Annotated in this window: 23 protein-coding genes and 1 riboswitch; of the genes, 11 read left to right on the top strand and 12 right to left on the bottom strand. The window is 71.4% G+C overall.

Annotated features, from left to right (window positions below):
- Positions 1-17: 17 nt before the first annotated feature.
- From ACZ7G1_RS10610 to ACZ7G1_RS10595, 4 genes are all read right to left on the bottom strand, one after another.
- Positions 18-1,547 (bottom strand): glycoside hydrolase family 3 protein, encoded by a 1,530-nt coding sequence (locus tag ACZ7G1_RS10610; RefSeq protein ID WP_470872463.1) that lies wholly within the window; start codon positions 1,545-1,547, stop codon positions 18-20.
- Positions 1,548-1,556: 9 nt separating this feature from the next.
- Entirely contained in the window at positions 1,557-2,393 is an 837-nt protein-coding gene (locus ACZ7G1_RS10605) for a carbohydrate ABC transporter permease (protein ID WP_470872776.1), read from the bottom strand.
- A 38-nt stretch (positions 2,394-2,431) separates the two neighbouring features.
- Positions 2,432-3,421: a carbohydrate ABC transporter permease gene (locus tag ACZ7G1_RS10600; protein ID WP_470872464.1), complete on the bottom strand. Its 990-nt coding sequence runs from the start codon at positions 3,419-3,421 to the stop codon at positions 2,432-2,434.
- Positions 3,422-3,496: 75 nt separating this feature from the next.
- Entirely contained in the window at positions 3,497-4,774 is a 1,278-nt protein-coding gene (locus ACZ7G1_RS10595) for an extracellular solute-binding protein (RefSeq protein ID WP_470872465.1), read from the bottom strand.
- Positions 4,775-5,203: 429 nt separating this feature from the next.
- On the opposite strand from ACZ7G1_RS10595, the gene ACZ7G1_RS10590 reads away from it, so the two are divergent.
- The 9 genes from ACZ7G1_RS10590 (at position 5,204) to ACZ7G1_RS10550 (ending at position 14,940) form a co-directional block, all read left to right on the top strand.
- Positions 5,204-5,968, top strand: a complete 765-nt coding sequence (locus ACZ7G1_RS10590) for a GntR family transcriptional regulator (RefSeq protein WP_033201233.1) — start codon at positions 5,204-5,206, stop codon at positions 5,966-5,968.
- A gap of 185 nt (positions 5,969-6,153) precedes the next feature.
- Positions 6,154-7,119 carry an aldo/keto reductase gene (locus ACZ7G1_RS10585; RefSeq protein WP_470872466.1) on the top strand — a complete coding sequence of 322 codons (966 nt, stop codon included), beginning with the start codon at positions 6,154-6,156 and terminating at the stop codon, positions 7,117-7,119.
- A gap of 91 nt (positions 7,120-7,210) precedes the next feature.
- Entirely contained in the window at positions 7,211-8,194 is a 984-nt protein-coding gene (locus ACZ7G1_RS10580) for a LuxR C-terminal-related transcriptional regulator (protein ID WP_470872468.1), read from the top strand.
- 100 nt (positions 8,195-8,294) lie between these two features.
- Positions 8,295-8,549: a DUF3311 domain-containing protein gene (locus ACZ7G1_RS10575; protein WP_470872470.1), complete on the top strand. Its 255-nt coding sequence runs from the start codon at positions 8,295-8,297 to the stop codon at positions 8,547-8,549.
- Positions 8,546-10,171 carry a monocarboxylate uptake permease MctP gene (mctP, locus tag ACZ7G1_RS10570; RefSeq protein ID WP_470872472.1) on the top strand — a complete coding sequence of 542 codons (1,626 nt, stop codon included), beginning with the start codon at positions 8,546-8,548 and terminating at the stop codon, positions 10,169-10,171. The genes ACZ7G1_RS10575 and mctP overlap by 4 nt, the downstream gene beginning before the upstream one ends.
- Before the next feature lie 71 nt (positions 10,172-10,242).
- Entirely contained in the window at positions 10,243-10,743 is a 501-nt protein-coding gene (locus tag ACZ7G1_RS10565; protein ID WP_470872473.1) for a GNAT family N-acetyltransferase, read from the top strand.
- 17 nt (positions 10,744-10,760) lie between these two features.
- Positions 10,761-10,920, top strand: a riboswitch (cobalamin riboswitch).
- 131 nt (positions 10,921-11,051) lie between these two features.
- Positions 11,052-13,418, top strand: coding sequence for a ribonucleoside-diphosphate reductase subunit alpha (locus ACZ7G1_RS10560; protein ID WP_470872475.1), 2,367 nt, complete (start codon positions 11,052-11,054; stop codon positions 13,416-13,418).
- Positions 13,418-14,434, top strand: a complete 1,017-nt coding sequence (locus tag ACZ7G1_RS10555; RefSeq protein ID WP_470872477.1) for a ribonucleotide-diphosphate reductase subunit beta — start codon at positions 13,418-13,420, stop codon at positions 14,432-14,434. The genes ACZ7G1_RS10560 and ACZ7G1_RS10555 overlap by 1 nt, the downstream gene beginning before the upstream one ends.
- Before the next feature lie 98 nt (positions 14,435-14,532).
- Positions 14,533-14,940, top strand: a complete 408-nt coding sequence (locus ACZ7G1_RS10550) for a ribosomal maturation YjgA family protein (RefSeq protein ID WP_470872478.1) — start codon at positions 14,533-14,535, stop codon at positions 14,938-14,940.
- Here the strand turns inward: ACZ7G1_RS10550 and def are convergent.
- The 8 genes from def to ACZ7G1_RS10510 all read right to left on the bottom strand — a co-directional run bounded on the left by def (position 14,916) and on the right by ACZ7G1_RS10510 (position 22,195).
- Entirely contained in the window at positions 14,916-15,545 is a 630-nt protein-coding gene (gene def / locus ACZ7G1_RS10545; protein WP_470872480.1) for a peptide deformylase, read from the bottom strand. The genes ACZ7G1_RS10550 and def overlap by 25 nt on opposite strands.
- A 59-nt stretch (positions 15,546-15,604) precedes the next feature.
- The gene (locus tag ACZ7G1_RS10540) at positions 15,605-16,585 is read right to left on the bottom strand and encodes a tetratricopeptide repeat protein (RefSeq protein WP_055600922.1); all 981 of its coding nucleotides are present in this window, start codon (positions 16,583-16,585) and stop codon (positions 15,605-15,607) included.
- Positions 16,586-16,664: 79 nt separating this feature from the next.
- Positions 16,665-17,948 carry an HD-GYP domain-containing protein gene (locus ACZ7G1_RS10535; RefSeq protein ID WP_470872482.1) on the bottom strand — a complete coding sequence of 428 codons (1,284 nt, stop codon included), beginning with the start codon at positions 17,946-17,948 and terminating at the stop codon, positions 16,665-16,667.
- Positions 17,945-19,324 carry an HD-GYP domain-containing protein gene (locus ACZ7G1_RS10530; protein WP_470872777.1) on the bottom strand — a complete coding sequence of 460 codons (1,380 nt, stop codon included), beginning with the start codon at positions 19,322-19,324 and terminating at the stop codon, positions 17,945-17,947. Before ACZ7G1_RS10530 ends, ACZ7G1_RS10535 begins: the two co-directional genes overlap by 4 nt.
- A 146-nt stretch (positions 19,325-19,470) precedes the next feature.
- Positions 19,471-19,788, bottom strand: coding sequence for a mycothiol system anti-sigma-R factor (gene rsrA / locus ACZ7G1_RS10525; protein WP_470872484.1), 318 nt, complete (start codon positions 19,786-19,788; stop codon positions 19,471-19,473).
- Positions 19,785-20,441 (bottom strand): sigma-70 family RNA polymerase sigma factor, encoded by a 657-nt coding sequence (locus tag ACZ7G1_RS10520; protein WP_055641410.1) that lies wholly within the window; start codon positions 20,439-20,441, stop codon positions 19,785-19,787. The genes rsrA and ACZ7G1_RS10520 overlap by 4 nt, the downstream gene beginning before the upstream one ends.
- 253 nt (positions 20,442-20,694) lie before the next feature.
- On the bottom strand, positions 20,695-21,339 hold the full coding sequence (locus tag ACZ7G1_RS10515; protein WP_470872485.1) for an alpha/beta hydrolase family protein: 645 nt from the start codon (positions 21,337-21,339) through the stop codon (positions 20,695-20,697).
- Positions 21,340-21,379: 40 nt separating this feature from the next.
- Positions 21,380-22,195 carry an SOS response-associated peptidase gene (locus tag ACZ7G1_RS10510; RefSeq protein WP_470872779.1) on the bottom strand — a complete coding sequence of 272 codons (816 nt, stop codon included), beginning with the start codon at positions 22,193-22,195 and terminating at the stop codon, positions 21,380-21,382.
- A gap of 50 nt (positions 22,196-22,245) precedes the next feature.
- Between ACZ7G1_RS10510 and ACZ7G1_RS10505 the strand changes: the two genes are divergently transcribed.
- The gene (locus tag ACZ7G1_RS10505) at positions 22,246-22,932 is read left to right on the top strand and encodes a M50 family metallopeptidase (RefSeq protein WP_470872486.1); all 687 of its coding nucleotides are present in this window, start codon (positions 22,246-22,248) and stop codon (positions 22,930-22,932) included.
- Positions 22,933-22,952: 20 nt separating this feature from the next.
- Positions 22,953-24,284 carry a 3-phosphoshikimate 1-carboxyvinyltransferase gene (gene aroA / locus ACZ7G1_RS10500; RefSeq protein WP_470872487.1) on the top strand — a complete coding sequence of 444 codons (1,332 nt, stop codon included), beginning with the start codon at positions 22,953-22,955 and terminating at the stop codon, positions 24,282-24,284.

The following is a 24,284-nucleotide window of genomic DNA, read 5'->3' as shown; positions in this document are numbered from 1 at the left end:
CGTACAAGCCCCGTGCGTCAGGCGCCGGTGCCCACGACGGCCTCGGCGGCGGCGCGGCCGCAGACACGGGCCGCTCCGTGCGTGGCGATGTGCAGGGCCCCGCGGGGCTCCGCCTCGTTGAGGCCCATCTCGACCACGACGGTGTCGGGGCGGGCGGCGAGCAGCGCGTCCAGGGCGGCGGTCATCCACGGGTAGCGGTGGACGTCCCGGACGACCGCGACGATCCGCCGCTCCCCCGCCGCCGAGAGGACGGCGTCCACGGAGCAGGACTCGTCGTACGAGCCGGTCTCCGTGCCGGGCAGCAGGCGCTCCAGCTCCGCCGCGATGCCCCAGGGGGTCTCGTCGCCGACCGCGAAGTTCGCGACGGGGGTGAAGGAGGCCACGAAAGGAGCGCTGGTCATCGGCGTGTAGGGACGCTCCCCGCGGGTCACCTTGAGGGCCCGGCGGGCGGCGACGAGACCGATGTCGGTGCCGGGCGCGGTCCCCTCCTGCACTGCCGCGCCCGGCACCGTCTCAGCCCCGCCCCTCGCCCGGTGCGCCTGGGTCCAGGCCGCCAGGGCGCGCACGCGCGCCGCGGCGTCGGCCAGCCGCTCCTCGGGCAGTTCACCGGTCCGTACCGCGTCGACCAGCGCGTCGCGCAGTCGCAGCACGGTGTCCTCGTCGCACAGCCCGCCGCCGACACAGATGGCGTCGGCGCCCGCGGCGATCGCGAGGACGGATCCGCGCTCGATGCCGTACGTCGCCGCGACGGCCTGCATCTCCATGCCGTCGGTGACGATCAGGCCCTCGAAGCCCAGCTCCTGGCGCAGCAGACCGGTGAGGATCTGCGGGCTCAGGGTGGCCGGACGGTTCGGGTCGAGCGCGGACAGCAGGATATGCGCGCTCATGACCGCTTTGGTACCCGCGGCGATGGCGGCGCGGAAAGGTACCAGCTCACGGGCGTGCAGTGTGGCGAGGTCCACATCGATCCGGGGCAGGGCGTCGTGGGAATCCACGTTGGTGTCGCCGTGTCCGGGGAAGTGCTTGGTGCAGGCCGCGACCCCGACGCCCTGGAGGCCGTCGACGTACGCCACGGTGTGACGGGCGACCAGGTCCGGGTCGGGTCCGAAGGACCGGACGCCGATGACCGGGTTCTCGGCGTTGGAGTTGACGTCCGCCGAGGGGGCCCAGTTGAGGTCGACGCCGCAGGCGGCGAGCCGGCGGCCGAGCTCGCGGGCGACGGCCCGGGTGAGCTCGACGTCGTCGACGCTGCCCAGGGCGTAGTTGCCCGGGAAGGACGAGCCCTGCTTGACCTCGAGGCGGGTGACGTCCCCGCCCTCCTCGTCGATGGCGACGAGGACGTCGTCCCGCTCGGCCCTCAGCTGAGCCGTGAGCGCGGCGAGCTGGCGCGGGTCGGCGATGTTCCGGCCGAAGAGGCCGACCGAGGACAGGCCCTCGCCGATGCGGCGGAGCAGCCAGTCGGGGGCGGTGGTGCCGACGAAGCCGGGCTGGAGGACCGTGAGCGCGTCACGCGTCAGGGTGTCCGAGCCGTGTACGAGTGTGGTCATGGGGCGCGGTTATCCCTTCACCGCGCCGGCGGTCAGGCCGGCGGCCATCTTGCGCTGGACGAGCAGGAAGAGGATCACGATGGGGACGGCCATCATGGTGGAGCCGGCCATCATCGGGGCGTACTCGGTGCCGTTCTTGGTGATGAAGTTGCTGAGCCAGACGGTGGCCGTCTGGTTCTGCTGGCTCATCAGCATCAGGGCGTAGAGGTACTCGTTCCAGGCCTGGATGAAGCCGTAGACCGAGGTGGCGACCATGCCGGGCGCGAGGAGCGGGAAGACGACCCGGATGAAGGCGCCGGTGCGGGTGCAGCCGTCGACCATGGCCGCCTCCTCCAGCTCCTTCGGGATGTTGACGATGAAGCCGCGCAGCGTCCACACCGTGAAGGGGAGGATGAAGGTCAGGTACGTGATGATCAGGCCGCTGAGCCTGTCGTACTGGCCGAGGTCGTTGAGCAGCAGGAAGACCGGGATGATCATGGCGACCAGCGGGACCATCTGGACCGCGAGGATGCCGACGATGACGATCTTGCGGCCGCGGAAGGCGAAGCGGGAGATCGCGAGGGCGGCGAGCAGGCCGACCGCGATGCCGATGACGACCACGACGAGCGAGACGACGAGGCTGCGCAGGACCGGGCCCCAGAAGTCCGCGATGTCGAGGGCGCGCTTGAAGTTCTCCAGCGTGAACGTCGACGGGAAGAAGTGCGGGTCCGGGTCGATCGCGTCCTTGGCCGGCTTGAAGGCCGTGTTGATCATCCAGTAGACCGGGAAGCCGGCCGTGAGGACGACGAGCAGGCCGAGGAGGTTCCAGCCGAGCTTGGACTTGCGGCGGTGGGTGACGGCGGGCACCGGCTTCTTGGCCGGGGCTGCCGTGGCGTTGGCGGCGCTCACTCCACGTCTCCGATCTTGAGCATCTGGCGCATGTAGACGGCGACGACGCCGAGCAGCAGCAGGACCGTGACGAGCGCGATCGCGGAGCCGGTGCCGTAGTCGTTGACGACGAACGCCCGGTCGAAGGAGTACGTGGTGAGCAGCTGGAACTCGGGCTCGGGGTGGCCGTTGCGCATCACGTAGACCTGCGGGAAGACACCCATGTCCCAGATCACCGACAGCGTGGTCAGCATGACGATGATCGGCTTGAGGATGGGCAGGGTGACGAAGCGGAAGACGCCCCAGGCGCCGGCTCCGTCGAGGCGGGCGGCCTCTTCGAGCTCCTTGGGCACCTGCGTGAGGCCGGCGCTCAGGGTGATCACGACGAAGGGGACGGCGCCCCAGACGACCAGGAGCATGATCACGGCGAGGCCCTGGGGGCCGCTGGCGAACCAGTTGTGGCCGATCATGTCGACGCCGGGGATGCGGCTGAGCAGCCAGTTCAGCACGCCGTAGTCGGCGTCGAAGAGCCACTTGAAGATGGCGGTGGCGACGATGATGGGCATGCCCCAGCTCGCCACCAGCACGATGTTGATCAGTGCCTTGACCCAGCCCGAGACGCGCTGGAGGAGCAGGGCGATCATCATGCCGAGGACCATGGTGACGATCACGGCACCGGCCGCGAAGAGCACGGTGCGCAGGACGACGGCCCAGAACTCACCGTCGGTGAGGATCTTGGTGAAGTTGTCGAAGCCGGCCGACTCCGCTTCCTGGAAGCCCCACAGCTGGGGCTGGCCGAACTTCTGGAACGAGAGGGCGACCAGGCGGACCAGCGGATAGCCCAGCACCAGGAGCAGGACGAGGAGGCATGGCGCGAGCAGCAGCCATGGGACGCCTGCCCCGCCGTTCTTCTTGCCGGGCTTCCCCGGACCACCGGCTGTGGAGCCGGAGGGTGGCGATTGCCGCACCGGCGGCACCTTCGCGGTGGTTGTGTCTGCGGCACTCATCCCGTGCTCCTCAGCGATCCCTCTCGTGGTACGGGCGGCAGGGCCCCGTCACGGTGACGGGGCCCTGCCCATAGGTCACTTGGTGTTGATGACCTTGTCGATCGCGGTGTCGGCGGCCTTGGCGGCCTCCTCCACGGACTTGCCCTTGGCGATGTCGATGAGCATCGTCTTGAGGATCTGGGCCTTCTCGACCTGGCCCCAGCCCGGAGCGGTCGGGACGAAGTAGCTCGACTCGGCGGCGGTGGCCGCGACGGTCGTGGCCGGGTCGGCCTTCAGCGGGGCGAGGTCCGCCTTGTTGTTCGGCAGGTTGCCCTTGGCGACGAGGCCCTTCTGGCCCTCGGCGCCGGTGAAGGCGGCGATCCACTCGCCGGCGACGCCCTGCGCCTTGGACTTGACCGGGATGGCCAGGTCGGAGCCGCCGAGGAAGACCGGGAGCGGCTTGCCGGACGGGCCGGGCATCACGAAGTTCTCGAGCTTGTCCTTCAGCCCGCCGACCTTGTCGGACTTCGGGTCGGCGGCGGTGGCGCCCTCCCAGCCGGCGGCGAAGATCGTGGCGGACTTGCCCTGGCCGAAGACGACGGGACGGTCGGACTCGTCCTTCGTCTTGTCGCCGTGCATGTACTTGTCGAGGATGTTCTTGTACTCGGTGAGGCCCTTGAGGGACTCGGGCGAGGAGAGGTTCGACTTCCAGTTCTCGCCGTCCTGCTTGGCGATGGAGCCGCCCGCGTCGAAGACGAAGGACATCGCGGCGTACCAGTCGGGCGACGGCTGGTACCAGGCGCTGAACTTGTCGCCCTTCTTCTTCTGGATGGCGTCCAGGGCGGCGGTCAGCTCGGCCCAGGTCTTCGGGGCGGCCTTGACGCCCGCCTCGGCGGCGACGTCCTTGCGCCAGGTGCCGACACGGCCACCGGCGTAGTAGGGGACACCGTAGGTCTTGCCGTTGTAGGTGACCGAGTCCTTGAGGGCGTCGAGCCACTTGTCGGAGTTCTCGAACTTCGACGCGTCGACCTCGGCGAAGGCACCCTTCACCATGTAGCTGATCATCTCGGTGTTGCCCATTTCGACAACATCCGGGGCCTTGTCCGTGGCGAGCACCGCGTCGAGCTTGGTGTTCTTGTCCGGCCAGCCGTAGTACTCGTGCTTGATCTTGATGCCCGGGTGCTTCTTGGTCACCGCGTCGTCGGCGGCCTTGACCAGCTCGGGCCAGTTGTTCTGGGCGTCGACCGTCAGCCAGACGGTGAGCTCCTTGGCGTCTCCGCCCGCGTTGTCTCCGGACTTGTCGGAGCCGCCACACGCCGCGATCGAAACCATCATGCCCGCGACGCCGATCGCCGCGATGAGCTTGCGCTTCACGCCACCCTCCTCAGGGATGCCTGCAACCCCTGCCCACCGCGCGAAGACATACGTCGGGTAGTGCTCGTGGGGCTGGGACCTGGTCTTTAATGGTTTAGACCAGTACCCGGAGCTTGGCCTAGACCTTTTGGGGTGTCAAGAGTGTGTAAGACGGGTAGTGGCGTCCGTTATCGGACCGACACCTCACCCCCGGCGCGCCCCCCGGCGGCGGGTGGAGGACCCTGAAAGAGACCCGCACCTCTCGGCCTGAATGGCCTAGACCAACGAGGGACTCCTCGGTGTATAAGAGGCAGGGAACGACTCCTCCTCGCCGAACCGGCACATATCGGCAGGAGAAACGGTGAGGGCACACGAAGCGTGCCACCATGTGAGCCGCGACAGACGGAGGAGCCGGTGACGGCAGCAGCACAGGAGTCGGGAAGGCAGGCCATGGCCACGGACGCGGGGGGCACAGAGACAGAGGGCGGGGCGGTCACCCGCACCGCGCGCGTGCCCAAGTACTACCGGCTGAAGCGCCACCTCCTCGACATGACGGAGACCCTCCCGCCCGGTACGCCGGTGCCGCCGGAGCGCACCCTCGCCGCCGAGTTCGACACCTCGCGCACCACCGTGCGCCAGGCCCTCCAGGAGCTGGTCGTCGAGGGGCGCCTGGAGCGCATCCAGGGCAAGGGCACCTTCGTCGCGAAGCCCAAGGTCTCCCAGGCCCTGCAACTCACCTCGTACACGGAGGACATGCGGGCCCAGGGCCTGGAGCCGACCTCCCAGCTGCTCGACATCGGGTACGTCACCGCCGACGACACCCTCGCCGGCCTGCTCGACATCTCCACCGGCGGCCGCGTCCTGCGCATCGAGCGGCTGCGCCTCGCGAGCGGCGAGCCGATGGCCATCGAGACCACCCACCTCTCGGCCAAGCGCTTCCCCGCGCTGCGCCGGTCCCTGGTGAAGTACACCTCTCTCTACACCGCGCTCGCCGAGGTGTACGACGTGCACCTCGCCGAGGCCGAGGAGACCATCGAGACCTCCCTCGCCACCCCGCGCGAGGCCGGCCTGCTCGGCACCGACGTCGGCCTGCCGATGCTGATGCTCTCCCGCCACTCCCTCGACGGCCAGGGCGAGCCCGTGGAGTGGGTCCGCTCGGTCTACCGCGGCGACCGCTACAAGTTCGTCGCCCGCCTCCAGCGCCCCAACGGCTGATCCGGGCCCCTGGCACCTTCCGCCCGGCAGGAACGTGACACCTCCGCCGCACCGCAGGTCACCCCGCCGCCCCCGGCGTCCGGGACGGCGGCACCAAGTGACCGGGCGGAGGCTGCCACCCCCTCCTCGATGACAGCGCGGGCTCCACGGCGCGAGCCTTGAGCCCCGCACACGAGGAGAGAACCATGGAGTACACCACCCTCGGGGGCCCGTCGGGCCCGCGAGTGAGCGCCCTCTGCCTGGGCACCCTGCCGTTCGGCACCCGGATCGACGAGGCCGCGGCCTTCGCCGTCCTGGACCGCTTCCACGAGGCCGGCGGCACGTTCATCGACACCGCGAACACCTACGCCTTCTGGGAGCCCGGCGCGACCGGCGCCGAGAGCGAACTGGTCATCGGCCGCTGGCTGCGCAGCAGGGGCGTACGGGACGAGATGGTGCTCGCCACCAAGGTCGGCGCGCTGCCCGACCCGCCCGGATCCGCCTGGCCCGAGTGCGCGGAGGGCCTCTCCGCGCCGGTGATCCGCCGCCAGGTGGAGGAGAGCCTGCGCAACCTGGGCACGGACCGGATCGACCTCTACTACGCCCACATCGACGACCGCTCGACGCCCGTCGCGGAGACCATGGGCGCCTTCGGCGAGCTGGTGGCGGCCGGGAAGATCGGCCGGGCCGGCTGCTCCAACTTCGCGGCCTGGCGGATCGAGGAGTCGCGGGGTGCGGCGGTGGCCGCCGGCGTGCCGGACTACGCGGCGGTGCAGCAGCGGTACACCTATCTGCGGCCGCGCCCCGGGGCGGAGTTCGGGGTGAACCCGCACGCCTCGGACGAGCTGCTCGACTATCTGGGCACCCGGCCCGAGCTGGGCCTCGTGGCGTATACGACCCAGCTGTCCGGCGCGTACACCGATCCGCGCAAGGAGGTGCCGGAGCAGTACCGGCACGAGGGTTCGGGGCGGCGTCTCGCGGTGCTCGCCGAGGTGGCGAAGGAACTGGGGCTGACCGCGAACCAGGTCGTGCTCGCCTGGGCGCTGGGCGGGAGGCTTCCGGTCCTGCCGGTGATCGGGGCGAGCTCGGTGGAGCAGCTCGACGAGTCGCTGGACGCGGTGGGCGTACGGCTCGACGAGGAGCTCAGGCGGCGGCTCGACCGGGCCGACTGACCGGCAGGACAAGCTCATTGGTCTAGACCTGACTGGTTCTCCCCCTCTACGATCGCTCGCGGCACGGCCGGCGACGAGGGGGAAACACCGGATGCTGGAAGCACTCGGCATAGAGAAGCCGGCGGAGGCCGTCTACCGGCTGCTCCTGGAACGGCCCCGGTCCGCCACCGCGGAGCTCGCGGCCACCCTCGGCCGCCCCGAACCCGAGGTGCGCGAAGAGCTCACCCGCCTCGCCGCGCTCGGGCTCGTCCGCCTCGACGACCCCTCCGGCACCGCCGAACCCCTCACCCCGGACGTCGGCTTCTCCTTCCTGCTCGCCCGCGCCGAGGCCGAACTGGGCAGGAACAGACGCCGGTTCGAGCAGGCCGGCCGTACCGTGGCCGACATCCTCGCCGCGTACGGCGACGGCCCCGGAACCGGCGTCCGGCACGACGTCGTGGACCGCATCACCGGCCTCGACCGGGTCCGCGAACGCCTGGAGGACCTGGCCGCCAACGCCCGCACCGAATGCCTCTCGCTGCTCACCGGCGGGGCCCAGCTCCCCGACACGATGGACGCGAGCCGCCCCCTCGACCAACTGGCCCTGGAACGCGGGGTGCGGATCAGGTCGATCTACCAGGAGAGCCTGCGCAACGACCCGCCGACCGTCGACTACGTCCGCTGGTACCGCGACCTCGGCGGCGAGGCCCGGACCGTCCCCGTCGTCCCGATGCTCATGGTGATCGTCGACCGCGAGGCCGCGCTCGTCCCGGTCGACCCGCGCGACGGACGCGCCGGCGCCCTCGAAGTGCGCAGCCCCGGCCTGGTCCACGCGCTCGTGGTGCTCTTCGACCGGCTGTGGGAGTCGGGCACCCCGTTCGGCGAGGCCCCGCGCCGCGACGAGCACGATCTCTCGCCGCAGGAGCGGGAGTTGCTGCTGCTCCTCGGCATCGGCTGCACCGACGACGTGGCGGCCAGGCGGCTCGGGATCTCGCTGCGGACGGTCCGCCGGATGAGCTCGGAGCTGATGAACCGGCTGGGGGCGCGCAGTCGTTTCGAGGCGGGCGTGCGGGCGGCCAAGGAAGGCTGGCTCTGAAAATGCGGTTCCGTTATGCGGACAGGGGTTCCCAGCAAAGAAACCGTCCCCTAGATTTCCCCAGCATTACCGAGGTGATCAGTGAGGGGACGGAATCGCCATGTCAGAAGCGACACAAGGGAAACAACCGGCCATCACGCCAGTGAGGGTGGTGATCGGGCTCTGCCTGTTCGCCCCGTTCGTGGCGATGCTCTGGGTGAGTTCGTACGCGAAGGTCGAACCGCTCTTCGCCGGCATCCCGTTCTTCTACTGGTACCAGATGCTCTGGGTGCTGATATCCACCGCGCTCACCATGGTCGCGTACAAGCTGTGGCAGCGGGACCAGCGTGCCCGCAAGGGGGGTGACGCGCGATGAACGACGGCGTGAACGGCGTGGCGCTCGGCGTCTTCGTCTTCTTCTTCCTGGCCGTCACGGTCATGGGCTTCCTGGCCGCGCGCTGGCGCAAGGCCGAGAACGAGCACAGCCTCGACGAATGGGGCCTCGGCGGCCGGTCGTTCGGCACCTGGGTGACCTGGTTCCTGCTCGGCGGCGACCTCTACACCGCGTACACCTTCGTCGCCGTCCCGGCGGCCATCTACGCGGCGGGCGCGGCCGGCTTCTTCGCCGTGCCGTACACGATCCTGGTGTACCCGCTGATCTTCACCTTCCTGCCGCGCCTCTGGTCGGTCTCGCACAAGCACGGCTACGTCACCACCTCCGACTTCGTGCGCGGCCGCTTCGGTTCCAAGGGCCTCTCGCTCGCGGTCGCGGTCACCGGCATCCTCGCCACGATGCCGTACATCGCGCTCCAGCTCGTCGGCATCCAGGCCGTCCTGGACGTGATGGGCGTCGGCGGCGGGGAGAACACCCACTGGTTCGTCAAGGACCTGCCGCTGCTGCTCGCCTTCGGTGTGCTCGCGGCCTACACGTACTCCTCGGGTCTGCGCGCCCCGGCGCTCATCGCCTTCGTCAAGGACACCCTGATCTACATCGTCATCGCGGTGGCGATCATCTACATCCCGATCAAGCTGGGCGGCTTCGACGAGATCTTCGCCAAGGCCGGCGAGGCGTACGCGCAGACCAACCCGGCGACCGGCAAGCCGCGTGGCGCCCTCGTCCCCGGTGAGGCAGGCCAGTGGACGTACGCGACGCTGGCGCTCGGCTCGGCGCTCGCGCTGTTCATGTACCCGCACTCCATCACGGCGACCCTGTCGTCCCGGAGCCGTGAGGTCATCCGCCGCAACACCACGATCCTGCCGCTGTACTCGCTGATGCTGGGCCTGCTCGCGCTGCTCGGTTTCATGGCGATCGCCGCCGGCATCAAGGTGAAGAACGGCCAGCTCGCCATCCCGCAGCTGTTCGAGACCATGTTCCCGGCCTGGTTCGCGGGCGTCGCGTTCGCCGCGATCGGCATCGGCGCGCTCGTCCCGGCCGCGATCATGTCGATCGCCGCGGCCAACCTCTTCACCAGGAACATCTACAAGGACTTCATCAAGAAGGACGCGACCCCGGCGCAGGAGACCAAGGTCTCCAAGCTGGTCTCGCTCCTGGTGAAGGTCGGCGCGCTGGTCTTCGTCCTCACCATGGACAAGACGGTCGCGATCAACTTCCAGCTGCTCGGCGGCATCTGGATCCTGCAGACCTTCCCGGCCCTGGTCGGCGGTCTGTTCACCCGCTGGTTCCACCGCTGGGCGCTGCTCGCCGGCTGGGCCGTCGGCATGGTCTACGGCACGGCGGCCGCGTACGGCGTCGCCAGCCCGACCCAGAAGCACTTCGGCGGCTCGGCCGCCGAGATCCCCGGCATCGGCGAGATCGGCTACATCGGTCTCACCGCCTTCGTCCTCAACGTCGTCGTCACGGTCGTCCTGACCTTCGTCCTCAAGGCCCTCAAGGCCCCCGAGGGCATCGACGAGACCTCCCCCGAGGACTACACGGCCGACGCGGGCGACGCCGTCTCCCGCACCGCGGCCCCGAAGGTCGGCGCCGGCGCGCACTGACCCGTAGGCACGGCGGGGGCCCGGGGGAAATCCCCGGGCCCCTTCGCGCGCCGCCGGGGCAGACTGGCGTCATGGACTTCACGATCAGGGCGGTACGGCCCGAGGAGTACGAGGAGCTCGGCGACCTCACCGGCTTCACGTATCTGAACGACGGGCTGCTGCTGCACGGCGAGGACGATTTCTACCTGGCCGTACTGCGCGACACGGAGCGCCGGGCGCGCGAGAGCGAGGTCCTGGTCGCCGCCGACGCGGACGGCCGGATCATCGGCGGGGTGACCTTCGCCCCCGGCGGCACCACCTGGGCGGACATCGCCGTCCCCGGCGAGGCCGAGTTCCGGATGCTCGTGGTCGCGCCGGAGGCCCGCGGCAGGGGCGTCGGAGAGGCGCTCGTACGGGCCTGTGCGGACCGGGCGCGGGCCCTTCCCGACTGCGCCCGCCTGGTGCTCTCCACGGACGCCAAGATGGTCTCGGCGCACCGGATCTACGAGCGGATGGGCTTCGTCCGCACGCCGGAACGGGACTGGCAGCCGATCCCCGAGCACTCCCTGCGGACCTACGCCCTGGAGCTGTAGCCCCCGGACCGACACAACATGTGGGGGGTGCCGTCAGCGGCGCCCCCCACATGTATGCTCATCCTCGCTGTCGACGCAGGGAAATCCGGCGCGAATCCGGAACTGTCCCGCAACGGTGTGCTTCGTGCGGTTTCGTACGGAGCGAGTCCGAGGACCTGCCGGCGGCGCACCCGGTCCGTCCGTTCCGGGTGTCACTGACGTCCGGGCCTCGCGGAGTGGGCCGGTGGACGCGGCGCATCCGCGCGTACGGATGCCTCGCCCGCCTTCCCCCGCCCGCGGCCAGGAGCCGAGCGAGGGAGAGCCCCCACGTGACCATCGCGCCCGCCGATCCGGCCACGGAGATCGAGAGCGACGGACCCGGCACCGTACTGCTGCGGACCCTGACCGATCTCACCGCCGATCTCCCCGACACCGACCCCGGCAAGGTCGCCGCCGCCGCGCTGCGCGGCCGCAGCGCCGCGTCGGACGAGGCGGAACTGCGCGAGCTGGCCACCGAGGCGGCCGCGGGCCTGATCGCCGAGGACCCGGCGTACTCCCGGCTCGCCGCCCGGCTCCTGACCCTCACCATCGCCGACGAGGCGGCCGGCCAGGGCGCGGTCTCCTTCTCCGCCTCCGTGGCCGTCGGTCACCGCGAGGGCCTGATCGCCGACCGCACCGCCGACTTCGTCGCGCTGCACGCCGACCGCCTCGACGCCACGATCGACGCCGCCGGCGACGACCGCTTCGGCTACTTCGGTCTGCGCACCCTCTACTCGCGCTACCTGCTGCGCCACCCGATCACCCGCAAGGTGATCGAGACCCCCCAGCACTTCATGCTCCGGGTGGCCTGCGGCCTCGCGGAGGACGAGAGCGTCCGCGCGCTCGACGAGGTGGCGGCCCTCTACGGCCTGATGAGCCGCCTGGACTACCTGCCCTCCTCCCCCACGCTCTTCAACTCGGGCACCCGCCACCCGCAGATGTCCTCCTGCTACCTCCTGGACTCCCCCCAGGACGAGCTGGACTCCATCTACGACCGCTACCACCAGGTCGCGCGCCTCTCGAAGCACGCCGGCGGCATCGGGCTGTCCTACTCCCGCATCCGCGCCCGCGGTTCGCTGATCCGCGGCACCAACGGCCACTCGAACGGCATCGTCCCGTTCCTGAAGACCCTCGACGCCTCCGTCGCCGCCGTGAACCAGGGCGGCCGCCGCAAGGGCGCCGCCGCGGTCTACCTGGAGACCTGGCACGCCGACATCGAGGAGTTCCTTGAGCTCCGCGACAACACGGGCGAGGACCAGCGCCGTACGCACAACCTGAACCTGGCGCACTGGATCCCGGACGAGTTCATGCGCCGGGTCAACGCGGACGCCGACTGGTCGCTGTTCTCCCCCTCGGACGTGCCCGAGCTCGTCGACCTGTGGGGCGACGAGTTCGACGCCGCCTACCGCGCCGCCGAGGCCAAGGGCCTGGCCCGCAAGTCGATGCCGGCCCGCGACCTGTACGGCCGCATGATGCGGACCCTGGCGCAGACCGGCAACGGCTGGATGACCTTCAAGGACGCCTCGAACCGCACGGCCAACCAGACCGCCGAGCCGGGCTCGGTCGTGCACTCCTCGAACCTCTGCACCGAGATCATCGAGGTCACGAACGACGGCGAGACCGCGGTCTGCAACCTCGGCTCGGTCAACCTCGGCTCGTTCGTCGTGGGTTCGGACATCGACTGGGACCGCCTGGACGAGACCGTCCGCACGGCCGTCACCTTCCTCGACCGGGTCGTCGACATCAACTTCTACCCGACCGAGCAGGCCGGCAACTCCAACGCCCGCTGGCGTCCGGTCGGCCTGGGCGCCATGGGTCTCCAGGACGTCTTCTTCCAGCTGAAGCTGCCGTTCGACTCCGCCGAGGCGCGCGCGCTGTCCACCCGTATCGCCGAGCGGATCATGCTCGCCGCCTACGAGGCCTCCGCCGACCTCGCCGAGCGCAACGGCCCGCTCCCCGCCTGGGAGAAGACCCGCACGGCCCGCGGCGTCCTGCACCCGGACCACTACGACGTCGAGCTGAACTGGCCGGAGCGCTGGGCCGCCCTGCGCGAGCGGGTCGCCGCGGTCGGCATGCGCAACTCGCTGCTCCTGGCGATCGCGCCGACGGCGACCATCGCCTCGATCGCGGGCGTCTACGAGTGCATCGAGCCGCAGGTCTCCAACCTGTTCAAGCGCGAGACGCTCTCCGGCGAGTTCCTCCAGGTCAACTCGTACCTCGTCGACGAGCTGAAGAAGCTCGGCGTGTGGGACGCGCAGACCCGGGACGCGCTGCGCGACTCCAGCGGTTCGGTCGCCGGCTTCACCTGGATCCCGGCCGAGACGCGCGAGCTGTACCGCACGGCCTGGGAGATCCCGCAGCGCGGCCTGATCGACATGGCCGCCGCCCGTACGCCGTTCCTGGACCAGTCGCAGTCGCTGAACCTGTTCCTGGAGACGCCGACGATCGGCAAGCTGTCGTCGATGTACGCGTACGCCTGGAAGCAGGGACTGAAGACGACGTACTACCTGCGCTCGCGCCCGGCGACCCGGATCGCCCGCGCCGCCCAGGCGTCCACCACGGCCGCCGCCCCCATCCCCGTCCAGCAGGCGGTCCTCGACGCCGACGCGCTCGCCTGCTCCCTTGAGAACCCCGAGTCCTGCGAGGCCTGCCAGTAATGAGCACCAACGAGAAGAAGAACCTGCTCGACCCTGGCTTCGAGCTGACTCTCCGCCCCATGCGCTACCCGGACTTCTACGAGCGCTACCGGGACGCGATCAAGAACACCTGGACGGTGGAGGAGGTCGACCTCCACTCCGACGTCGCCGACCTCGCCAAGCTGACCCCGGCCGAGCAGCACATGATCGGCCGTCTGGTCGCGTTCTTCGCGACGGGCGACTCGATCGTCGCGAACAACCTGGTCCTGACGCTCTACAAGCACATCAACTCCCCGGAGGCGCGGCTGTACCTGAGCCGTCAGCTCTTCGAGGAAGCGGTCCACGTCCAGTTCTACCTGACCCTCCTGGACACCTACCTGCCCGACCCGGACGACCGCGCCGCCGCGTTCGACGCCGTCGAGAACATCCCCTCCATCCGCGAGAAGGCGCAGTTCTGCTTCAAGTGGATGGACTCGGTCGAGAAGATCGACCGGCTGGAGACGGCCTCCGACCGCCGCCGCTTCCTGCTGAACCTGATCTGCTTCGCCGCCTGCATCGAGGGCCTGTTCTTCTACGGCGCCTTCGCGTACGTGTACTGGTTCCGGTCCCGCGGCCTGCTGCACGGCCTGGCGACCGGCACCAACTGGGTGTTCCGCGACGAGACCATGCACATGAACTTCGCGTTCGAGGTCGTCGACACCGTCCGCAAGGAGGAGCCCGAGCTCTTCGACGCCGAACTCCAGCAGCAGGTCACGGACATGCTGAAGGAGGCCGTCGAGGCGGAGCTCCAGTTCGGCCGTGACCTGTGCGGCGACGGCCTGCCGGGCATGAACACCGAGTCCATGCGCGAGTACCTCCAGTGCGTCGCCGACCAGCGCCTCCAGCGCCTCGGCTTCGCCCCGGTCTTCGGCTCCGAGAACCCCTTCTCCTTCATGGAGCTCCAGGGCGTCCAGGAGCTCACCAACTTCTTCGAGCGCCGCCCGTCCGCCTACCAGGTGGCCGTCGAGGGCTCGGTGGACCTGGACGAGGACTTCTAGGTCTCCGCTGTACGAGGAAGGGCCCCGCACTCGACGAGTGCGGGGCCCTTCCTCGTAGGCCCCTTCCTCACAGGCCACTTCCGCATAGGCTCACCGGCATGGGTGATCTCGTACGGATGCGTGTCCTGGCCGGAGCCGCGGCCCTGGCGACGGTGGCGGCGGGCCTGGGGACCAGATCCGTGGCGTCCGGAGAGATCGCCAAATACGCGGGGGACGCGCTCTACACGGTGCTGATCGCGGCCCTGGTGGTGCTGGTCGCGCCCCGGACGCGGCCCCTGCTCGCGGCGGGGATCGCCCTCGGGTTCAGCTGCGCCGTGGAGTTGTTCCAGCTGACCGGCCTGCCGGCCTCGATGGCCGCGCACAGCACCCTGGCGCGGCTGGTGTTCGGCACGTCGTTCAACGCGCCGGACCTGTTCTGGTACGCGATCGGCGCGGCGGTCGGCTGGGCCGGCCACCGCGCCGTGAGCGCGAGAAGGCGAGATCAGGCGTTCGGCACCGTCTCGTAGCGGGGGGTGCCCTCCGCCATCTGCTTCAGGGCGTCCTTGCGGTCGCGCTTGGAGAGGCGGTCGATGTACAGGTAGCCGTACAGGTGGTCCGTCTCGTGCTGGAGGCAGCGGGCGAAGTAGCCGGTGCCGCGGACCTTGATCGGGTTGCCCTGGGCGTCCTGGCCGTGGACCTCCGCGTAGTCGGGGCGGGCCAGCTCGGCGTAGGCGGTCGGCACCGAGAGGCAGCCCTCGTTGGACTCGTCCAGGACGCGCAGGTCGGCCGGGAGCTCCTGGAGGACCGGGTTGACGACGACGCCGGTGTGGCGGACGCCCTCGTCGTCGGGGCAGTCGTAGACGAAGACCTTGAGGTCGACGCCGATCTGGTTCGCGGCCAGGCCCACGCCCTCGGCGGCCTTCTGGCTGGCGAACATGTCGTCGATGAGCTTCGCGAGCTCGTCGTCGAACTCGGTGACGTCCTTGCACTCCTTGTGGAGGACCGGGTTGCCGACCACCGTGATCGGACGCGCGGTGCCGCGCTCGCGGTACGCGAGCTCGCGCGCCTCGCAGTCCTCCGTGTCGACGACGAACCCGTCGTTGATCTGCTCGTCAGTCTCCTGCTGCGCCATTCCGCCGCACGCCTTCCTCAGAACCCCAGTCGATGGTCCTGTACAGCCTAAGGGCAGGCTCAGCAGACCTCTTCCAGATCCCGCCACTCACGGCTGTCCGGACTGTCCGCCACCCAGCCGTCGAGGAGCCCGCGGACCAGGCCCGCGGGGGCCGCGATGCCGCACTCGCGCTCCGGCACCCACAGCTCGCCGGGCGAGCGGTGGCCGAGCGGTCCTGGATGGCCCGGCTCGCTGTGGTCGTGCGGGTCGGAGTGCTCGCCCTCGCCCTCGGCGCTCGGCATCGTCGACTCCGAACAGGCGCGGCAGAGCAGCCGCACGGACGACGACCAGTCCTCGGCGGCGAAGCCCGCCTCGGCGGCGAGCTGCTCCAGGGCGTCCCGGTCGGCCTCGGTGGCGGCCTCCAGGAGGACCACCCAGGTGGGGACGGGGGACGGCGCCCACAGCTCGATCTCGTCGAAGACGGGGTAGGAGGGGCCGGCGGTGGTGGTCCGCTCGCCGTTCGGCACACCGTCGTGGAGCACGACCTCGCCCCAGCGGCGCCCGGAGGACGGCAGCGGGATGGAGAGGACCTCGATCCGGGCCGGGTCGAGCCTGCGGCCCCACACGACCTCGGCCTCGCCCTCGGGCGAGAGCCGGACGGCGGCGCTGCCCAGCTCCATGCCGGCGGGCTCGCCGGTGCCCGCGGCGGCCCCCGGCACCTTGAGGCCGTAGGCCTGCCAGGCGCGGCGGGCCAGCGGCCAGTCCTGGAGCGCGGTGGCGGCGATGCCGACGTTCCACCAGTCGGGGGCGCCGGACTCCTTGTCGAGCAGCGCGACCGCGCGCAGCCCGGCGGCCCTGGCCTGCTCCCAGTCGTGCCGGAACTTGTGCAGCAGCGCCAGGTTGAACCAGGACTCGGAGAGCCAGGGCTCCAGATCCGCCGCACGCGTCAGAAGGGCGCCCGCGTCCTCGTACCGGCCGTCGCCGATCAGCGTGAACGCCCGGTCGGTGGCCTGCCGCCACGAGGCGGAGGGCCGATGCCGTACCTTCCCGAAGATCTTCACGATTCCCGCCTGCCGGTCGCTTCACCCTCTTGTTCGCATCCAACCATGCCCGGTCGGAGGCGCGCTCATTACCCATGGGTTACCCCAGAGGGACGGAGGTCACCCCAGCGGCTCCACCTCGCGCCAGGACCCTGGCCAGGCATTCGACGACATCCGGGTGATAGTCGCGGGCGGTGCCGAGCCTGAGGCGTTCGAGCGCGTCCAGGGCCGCGCCCGCCCCGTCGCCGGCGAGGTCGTCGTAGGCGTTGACCGCGCGGACGATCCGGGCGGGCACCGGCTGCTCGCGGTAGGGGTCGGCCTGCCGCTCGACGATCACGGCGACGGAGGCGGCTACGCCGGTCATGCGGACCACCTCGCCGCCCAGGAGGGCGATCCTGCGCTGTTCCTCGGCGGGCAGCAGGGCGGTGGCTCCGCCCTCGACCGGGTCGACGAGGGAGAGCTGTCCGATGTCGTGCATGAGCGCCGCGTGCTCGAGGACGGTCAGCTCGGGCCCGGAGAGGCCCAGCTCGCGCCCGACGGCGGTGCTGAGCGCGGCCACCCGGCGGGCGTGCCCGGGCGGGGTGCAGCCGGCGATCTCGGTGGCGCGGGCCAGGGAGGCGATGGTCTGCCGGTTGACGGTCCGCACGGCCGCGTACCGCCGGAAGGAGACCTGGGTGAGCAGCAGGGGCACGGCGAGCACGGGCAGCGCCCACAGGCCCGCGCCCGCCACGCCGAGGGCCATGACGGCTCCGGTGGCGCAGACGGCGGAGCCGATGCCGAGGAGCGCGCGCAGTTCGTCGCGGAGGAGGGGGCCGTACGGGAATCCCGTGCGGGCGCGGAGCACCAGGGCGGCGAGCACCGCGTCGCACAGGGCGGTGAGGACGAGCAGGAGCAGCAGGAACAGGGCGTACCAGGGGCCCTGGCCGAGGTACTCGACGACGGCCCCCGAGTTGTAGAGGGGCTGGAAGCAGAGGGCGGCGAAGCCGACGGTGAGGACGCGGCGGGCGAGGTGGTCGAGGCCGGGTCCGTGGCCGCGGGCCAGGTGGGGGACGATCCCGGCGAGCCCGGCGGCGACGACGACGGCGACGATCTGGAGGACGCCGTGCGTGGTGACGCCGCCGGCGCTCTGTCCGAGCAGGGCGTACGCGAGGGCTCCGGCGGCGGCCAGCGGGGCGGGTTCCCGTTCCCCGGTCTCTCCCGCGGCGGAGCCGGGCCCGGGGGCGGCGCCCCAGCGGGCGAGCTCGCCGAGGACGATGAGGGTGCCGAAGGCGAGGGCGTTGCCGGGTTCGTCGACGCCGTACCAGAGGGTGGAGCCGAGGCCGGCGAGGCTGAGCAGCGCCGCCGCCCCGTACAGGGTGCCGACGGTGACGGTTCCCGGTCTCACGCGCGCTCCTTGGGGCGGTCGGCGGCGGGGGCGGCCTCGTCGCGGGGCGGCGGCACCCGGTCGGGCTGGGGTGCCTCGTCGGCGGTGACGGCGGGCTGCCAGCCGTGCCGGTCGAGGGCGCTGACGAGGGCGGCGACCATCCGGGGGTCGAAGTGGGTGCCGGCGCACCGCTCCAGTTCGGCGACGGCCGTGGGCACCGGGCGGGCCCTGCTGTAGGAGCGGGTGGAGGTCATGGCGTCGAAGGCGTCGGCGACGGCGACCACCCGGGCGAATTCGGGAATCTGCTCACCGCTCAGGCCGTACGGGTAGCCGCTGCCGTCCATGCGTTCGTGGTGGTGGAGGATCGCGTCCCGTGCCTCGCCGAGGAAGCCGATGCCGCGGACCATCTCGTGGCCGTACTCCGGGTGCAGTTCGATGACCCGGCGCTCCTCGGGGGTGAGGGGCCCGTCCTTGCGGAGGACCCGGGTGGGCACGCCGAGTTTGCCGACGTCGTGCAGGATGCCGGCGAAGCGGACGACGTCCAGGCGCTCCTCGGCGAGTCCGAGTTCACGGGCGATCAGGACCGAGGCGTGGCCGACCCGTTCGCTGTGGCCGCGGGTGTAGCGGTCCTTGATGTCGACGGCCTGCACGAGGGCGCGGATGGTGGCCTGGTGGGCGGCGCGCTCGCGGTGGTACTGGGCGAAGACCCAGCAGGAGATGTACATCGGGAGCATCACGAAGAGGGCGGCGACGGGTCCGTAGGTGCTGCGCCAGAGGACGGCCATCATCAGTCCGGCGAGCCCGTGCACGAGGTGCGGGGCGACCGCCCGGCCGAGCGGGCCGCGCCAGGCGGAGCGGAGCGGCAGGGCGTCCGCGGTGGCCCGGATGCCGCCGTCGAGGGCGGTGAGGACGAGGCAGAAGGCGAGCGCGGCGGCGCTCGCGGGCAGCAGCGCGTACGGCAGGTCGGGGGCGGCCGCGCCGCGGCCGAGGGCGGCCGGCCCGCCGAGGGCGCCGGCGGTGACGGCGGCGGCCCAGACGGCGAGGGCGGTGGAGGCGGCCCGCCAGGCGCGGCGGGGTGCGACGGGCGGCTCGTCGACGCGGGCGAGGAGGCTGCCGGGCAGCGCGGTGAGCACCGCGGCGGCGGGTGGCAGCAGCAGTGCGGCGGCGAGGAGTACGGGGAAGAAGGAGCCGGTGCCGGCGGGGACGGAGCCGCCGAGCGCGCGGCCGATGAGCCGGCAGCGGGCGGGCAGCTCGCAGAGCGCGTACAGGGCGGCGAGGAGCGCGACCGTCCCCCAGGGGACGCCCGCGCCGGGCCGCAGCGCGGGCAGCGCGGAGGCTCCGGCGGCGAGCAGGGCGCAGCCGATGTACACGCGTGCCGCTCGCGGAATGACCTTCACGCCCATCACGGCTGTCACGCTAGCGAGTCGAACGGCGTCGTACGGCCGGGTACAGGCGATTCGCACCATCGGGTGATACAAGCTGATATATGCGTAAGGCCGCCGTGAGCATGCCCCGGCGGCCTTCGTCCCCGCACGGGAGGGTGCTACTCCTGCGGGGCCGGCGTCGCCGGAGCGCTCGCCGTGATGTCCTGCTCCGGCACCAGGTGCCCGGCGCGGATCAGGTCGATCCGGCCCATGACCTTGGCGCGCAGGTCGGTGGGCACGTCGTCACTGCCGCAGCAGCGCTTGACGAGCTTCTTCACCGCCTGCTCGAGGCCGTACTTCTCCAGGCACGGGGAGCACTCCTCGAAGTGCACCTCGAACTTGGTGCAGTCCGTGTCGGGCATCTCGTTGTCGAGGAACTCGTAGAGATGATCGAGGACCTCAGAGCAGTCCGTCTCGTGCGGCTCTCCGCAGCTCATGAGCCCGAGCCTTTCAGATCGTTCGACGACTCACCGGCGCCCGCGGGAACGAGCCCGCGGTCACGGGCGTAGTCCTCGAGCATGCCGCGCAGCTGGCGGCGACCCCGGTGCAGTCGGGACATCACCGTACCGATGGGTGTCCCCATGATGTCCGCGATCTCCTTGTACGCAAAGCCCTCGACATCGGCGAGATAGACGGCGATGCGGAACTCCTCGGGAATCGCCTGGAGCGCTTCCTTCACGTCCGAGTCCGGCAGGTGGTCGAGGGCCTGCGACTCCGCCGAGCGCAGCCCGGTCGACATGTGCGACTCGGCGCGGGCGAGCTGCCAGTCCTCGATCTCCTCGGCGGCGCTGCGCTGGGGCTCGCGCTGCTTCTTGCGGTACGAGTTGATGAAGGTGTTCGTGAGGATCCGGTAGAGCCACGCCTTGAGGTTCGTGCCCTCACGGAACTGGTGGAAGGATCCGTACGCCTTCGCGTAGGTCTCCTGCACCAGGTCCTCCGCGTCCGCGGGGTTGCGCGTCATGCGCAGCGCGGCCGAGTACATCTGGTCGAGGAATCCGAGGGCGTCCCGCTCGAAGCGCGCGTTGCGCTCAGCGGTCGTCTCCTCGGGGCCGTCGTCGGTCCCTGTGTCGGTCCCAGTGACCGGACCCACCTCCTCCAGCGCGGCGGCGAGCCCGAGGGCGGACCCGCTCGTTTCGGAGGATAGACGAGGAACCGCTCCGCCCGCCGCCCGAATAGGGGCCGCCTTGGGCGCGGGCAGCACTGTCCAGTCGAGGTCAGCGGCCTGCGCGCGCTCCGGGCAGATGGTCGAACCCATGCGACGGACTCCCTCTTCCTTGCTCTCACACCGACGCACCGAACAACAGCGGCCCCCCCGCTTCGCATTCCCGGTTCCGGGCGGTGTGTCAGCGGAGTCCGTCGATCCACTCGGCGACCCCGTCCACCAGGAGGCCGAGCGCCTCCTCCTGGCCGAGCGGCGCCCGCTTCGGGAGCGCGAAGCCGTGGTCCCCGTACGGGATCTCCACCAGCCCGTACGGACCTTCCGGGTACTCCTCGGGCCGACCGAAGGGGTCGTTGCCGCCCTGGACGACCAGGGTGGGCAGCCCGGTGCCGAGGAGCTCCTCGGCGCGGGACCGCTCCGGCTTGCCCGGCGGGTGCAGCGGGAAGCTCAGCGCGAGGACAGCCCGCGCGCCCAGCTCCCGCCCGGTCCGGCAGGCGACCCGGGCGCCGGCGCTGCGGCCGCCCGCGACGACCGGGAGTCCCGGCTTCGCGAGGGCGGGCCAGAGTCCGCGCCAGCCGGTGTCGAGGGTCTTGGGCGCGGGGGCGACCTTCTTGCCGGCGACCCGCCACGGCTGTTCGACGAGGGCGACGGTCACCCCGCGCGCGGGGAGCGCGCCGGCGAGCGCCTGGAGGTCGCGGGCCTCGATGCCGCCGCCGGCGCCGTGGCCGAGGGCGAGGACGGCCCAGGGCTTCGTCGCCTCGTGCCAGGTGACGCGGGCCTCGCCGGCGTCGGTGGAAACGGTCTCGTACTGTGTCACGTCCTTGGTCACGCCCCCATCCTGCCGCGCGCGACCGGCCCGGGGGCGGCGCTCAGAACAGCGTGCCGAGCTCCGGGCCCGACAGCTCCGCAAGCAGCTCGGGGCCGTTGTTGCGGACGCTGCTGACGGCGGTGGCGACGGGATAGGCCCGCATCAGGCCCTGCGGTGGCGGCGCGAGCAGGCCCCGCAGCTCGTCCGGGTCCGTGCGCGCCGGGTCGAGCCAGGCGTCCCAGCGCTCCGGGGTCAGCATCAGCGGCATCCGGGGGTGGATGTCGTGGAGCGAGCGGGGGCCCTCGGCCGGGGCGACGCCCAGAGGCCCGGTCTCGGCCTCGGTGGTGATCACCGAGCAGGTCACCCACCAGGCGTTCGGATGCCCGGCGGGCATCGTCGGGTCCCGCCAGAACTCGTAGAGCCCGGCCATCGCGAAGACCGAGCCGTCGGCGGGGGTCACGAAGTACGGCTGCTTGCGCGCCCGCTTCCGCTTCCCCTCGACCTCAAGGTCCCGCTCGTCCACGCCGGTCACCCACTCGTAGTAGCCGTCGGCGGGCAGGATGCAGCGGCGGGAGGCGAAGGCGCTCTTGAAGGAGGGCTTCTCGTGCAGGGTCTCCGCCCGCGCGTTGATCATCCGGGCGGCGCCCTCGGGCGACTTCGCCCAGGACGGCACGAGTCCCCACTTCAGCGCGCGCAGCTGGCGAACCGGACGGGGGGATCCGGCGTCTTTCACAGCACGCTCCAGGACCACCCAGACGTCCTTGGTGGGCGCCACGTTCCAGTCCGGGGCCAGGGTCTCCGCCGGCACCCCCGTCTCCACCCCGAACAGCCCGACGAGGTCCTCGGGCCGCCGGCTCGCTGCAAACCGTCCGCACATGCGTGCCACACTGCCACGATCCCGAACCCCATCGAGGAGCCGTCCGCGAAATGACCGAGATCCTCGGCACCCAGCCCGCTCCCGACCTGTGGATCGTCTACGTCACCGCCGCCTGCGCGCTGGCCCTGGTCGCGTTCCGCACCCTCTGGCTGCCGGCCCGCAACGCGATCACGATCGCCCACGAGGGCGGCCACGGGCTCGTCGCGGTCGCCACCGGCCGCCGGCTCGAAGCGATCCGGCTGCACTCGGACACCAGCGGGCTGACGGTGAGCCGCGGCCGTCCGACCGGCGTCGGCGTCGTCCTCACCCTGGCCGCCGGATACCCGGCGGCCCCGCTGCTCGGCCTCGGCGGCGCCGCCCTGCTCGGCACCGGCCACGTCACCCTGCTGCTGTGGGCCGCGACCGCCCTGCTCCTCGCCCTCCTGGTGATGGTCCGCAACGCGTACGGGATCCTCACCGTCGTCCTGACGGGCGCCGCCTTCCTCCTGATCTCCCTGCTGACCGGCCCCGACGTCCAGTCGGCCTTCGCCTACGCGGTGGTGTGGTTCCTGCTCCTCGGCGGCGTCCGGCCGGCCTTCGAGCTCCAGGCGAAGCGGCGCCGCGGCGGCGCCCCCGACTCCGACGCGGACCAGCTCGCGGGCCTCACCCACGTGCCCGCCGGGGTGTGGCTCCTCTTCTTCCACACGGTGTCGATCTGCTGCCTGATCGGCGGCTGCCGCTGGCTCCTGCGGTTCTGACACCCCCGTACAGTGAGGACATGACCGCAGCAGCTTCCGCGCACACCGACCCGCCCGCCGACCTCTGGCCCGCCCCGCACGCGAGCGGCGCCGTCGACGCGACCGTCACCGTGCCCGGATCGAAGTCGGTCACCAACCGGGCCCTGGTGCTCGCCGCGCTCGCCTCCGAGCCCGGCTGGCTGCGCCGCCCGCTGCGCTCCCGCGACACCCTCCTGATGGCCGAGGGGCTCCGTACCCTCGGCGTGAAGATCGAGGAGGGCGTCGGCCCGGACGGCTCTGGTGAGGCCTGGCGGATCATCCCCTCGCCGCTGCGCGGCCCCGCCGGCGTCGACGTCGGCAACGCCGGCACGGTCATGCGCTTCCTGCCCCCGGTCGCGGCGCTCGCCGAAGGCCCGGTCCGCTTCGACGGCGACCGCCGCTCCCACGAGCGCCCGCTGCACGGCGTGATCGACGCGCTGCGCGCGCTCGGCGCCCGGATCGACGACGACGGCCGGGGCGCGCTCCCGATGACCGTGCACGGCGCCGGGGGTCTGGACGGCGGCACGGTCGAGATCGACGCCTCCTCGTCCTCCCAGTTCGTCAGCGCCCTGCTGCTGTCCGCGCCCCGCTTCAACCAGGGCGTCGAGGTACGGCACGTGGGCGGCCGGCTCCCCTCGCTCCCGCACATCCGGATGACCGTGGACATGCTGCGCGCGGTCGGCGCCAAGGTCGACGAGCCGGAGCACGGCGGCGCGCCGGACGTGTGGCGGGTCGCGCCCTCCGCGCTCCGCGGCCGGGACCTGGTCGTCGAGCCCGACCTGTCGAACGCGCAGCCGTTCCTGGCGGCGGCGCTCGTGACCGGCGGCCGGGTGACGATCCCCGACTGGCCGCGCCGGACCACCCAGCCGGGCGACGAGCTGCGTCGGATCTTCACCGAGATGGGTGGCTCCTGCGAGCTGACCGACGAGGGCCTGACCTTCACCGGCACCGGCCGGATCCACGGCATCGACGTCGACCTCGGCGAGGTCGGCGAGCTGACCCCGGGCATCGCGGCCCTCGCGGCCCTGGCCGACTCCCCCTCCACCCTGCGGGGCGTGGCACATCTGCGGCTGCACGAGACGGACCGGCTCGCCGCGCTCACCAAGGAGATCAACGAGCTGGGCGGCGACGTGACCGAGACCGAGGACGGTCTCCACATCCGCCCGCGCCCGCTGCACGGCGGCGTCTTCCACACGTACCACGACCACCGGATGGCGACGGCGGGCGCGATCATCGGCCTCGCGGTCGAGGGCGTGCTGATCGAGGACGTGGCGACCACGGCGAAGACCTTGCCGGACTTCCCCGGGATGTGGACCGAAATGCTCGGGGCCTGA

The organism is Streptomyces sp. NPDC037273 (assembly GCF_055603625.1).
The sequence above is the reverse complement of the archived record's forward strand: the minus strand, read 5'-3'. Positions and strand labels throughout refer to the sequence as shown.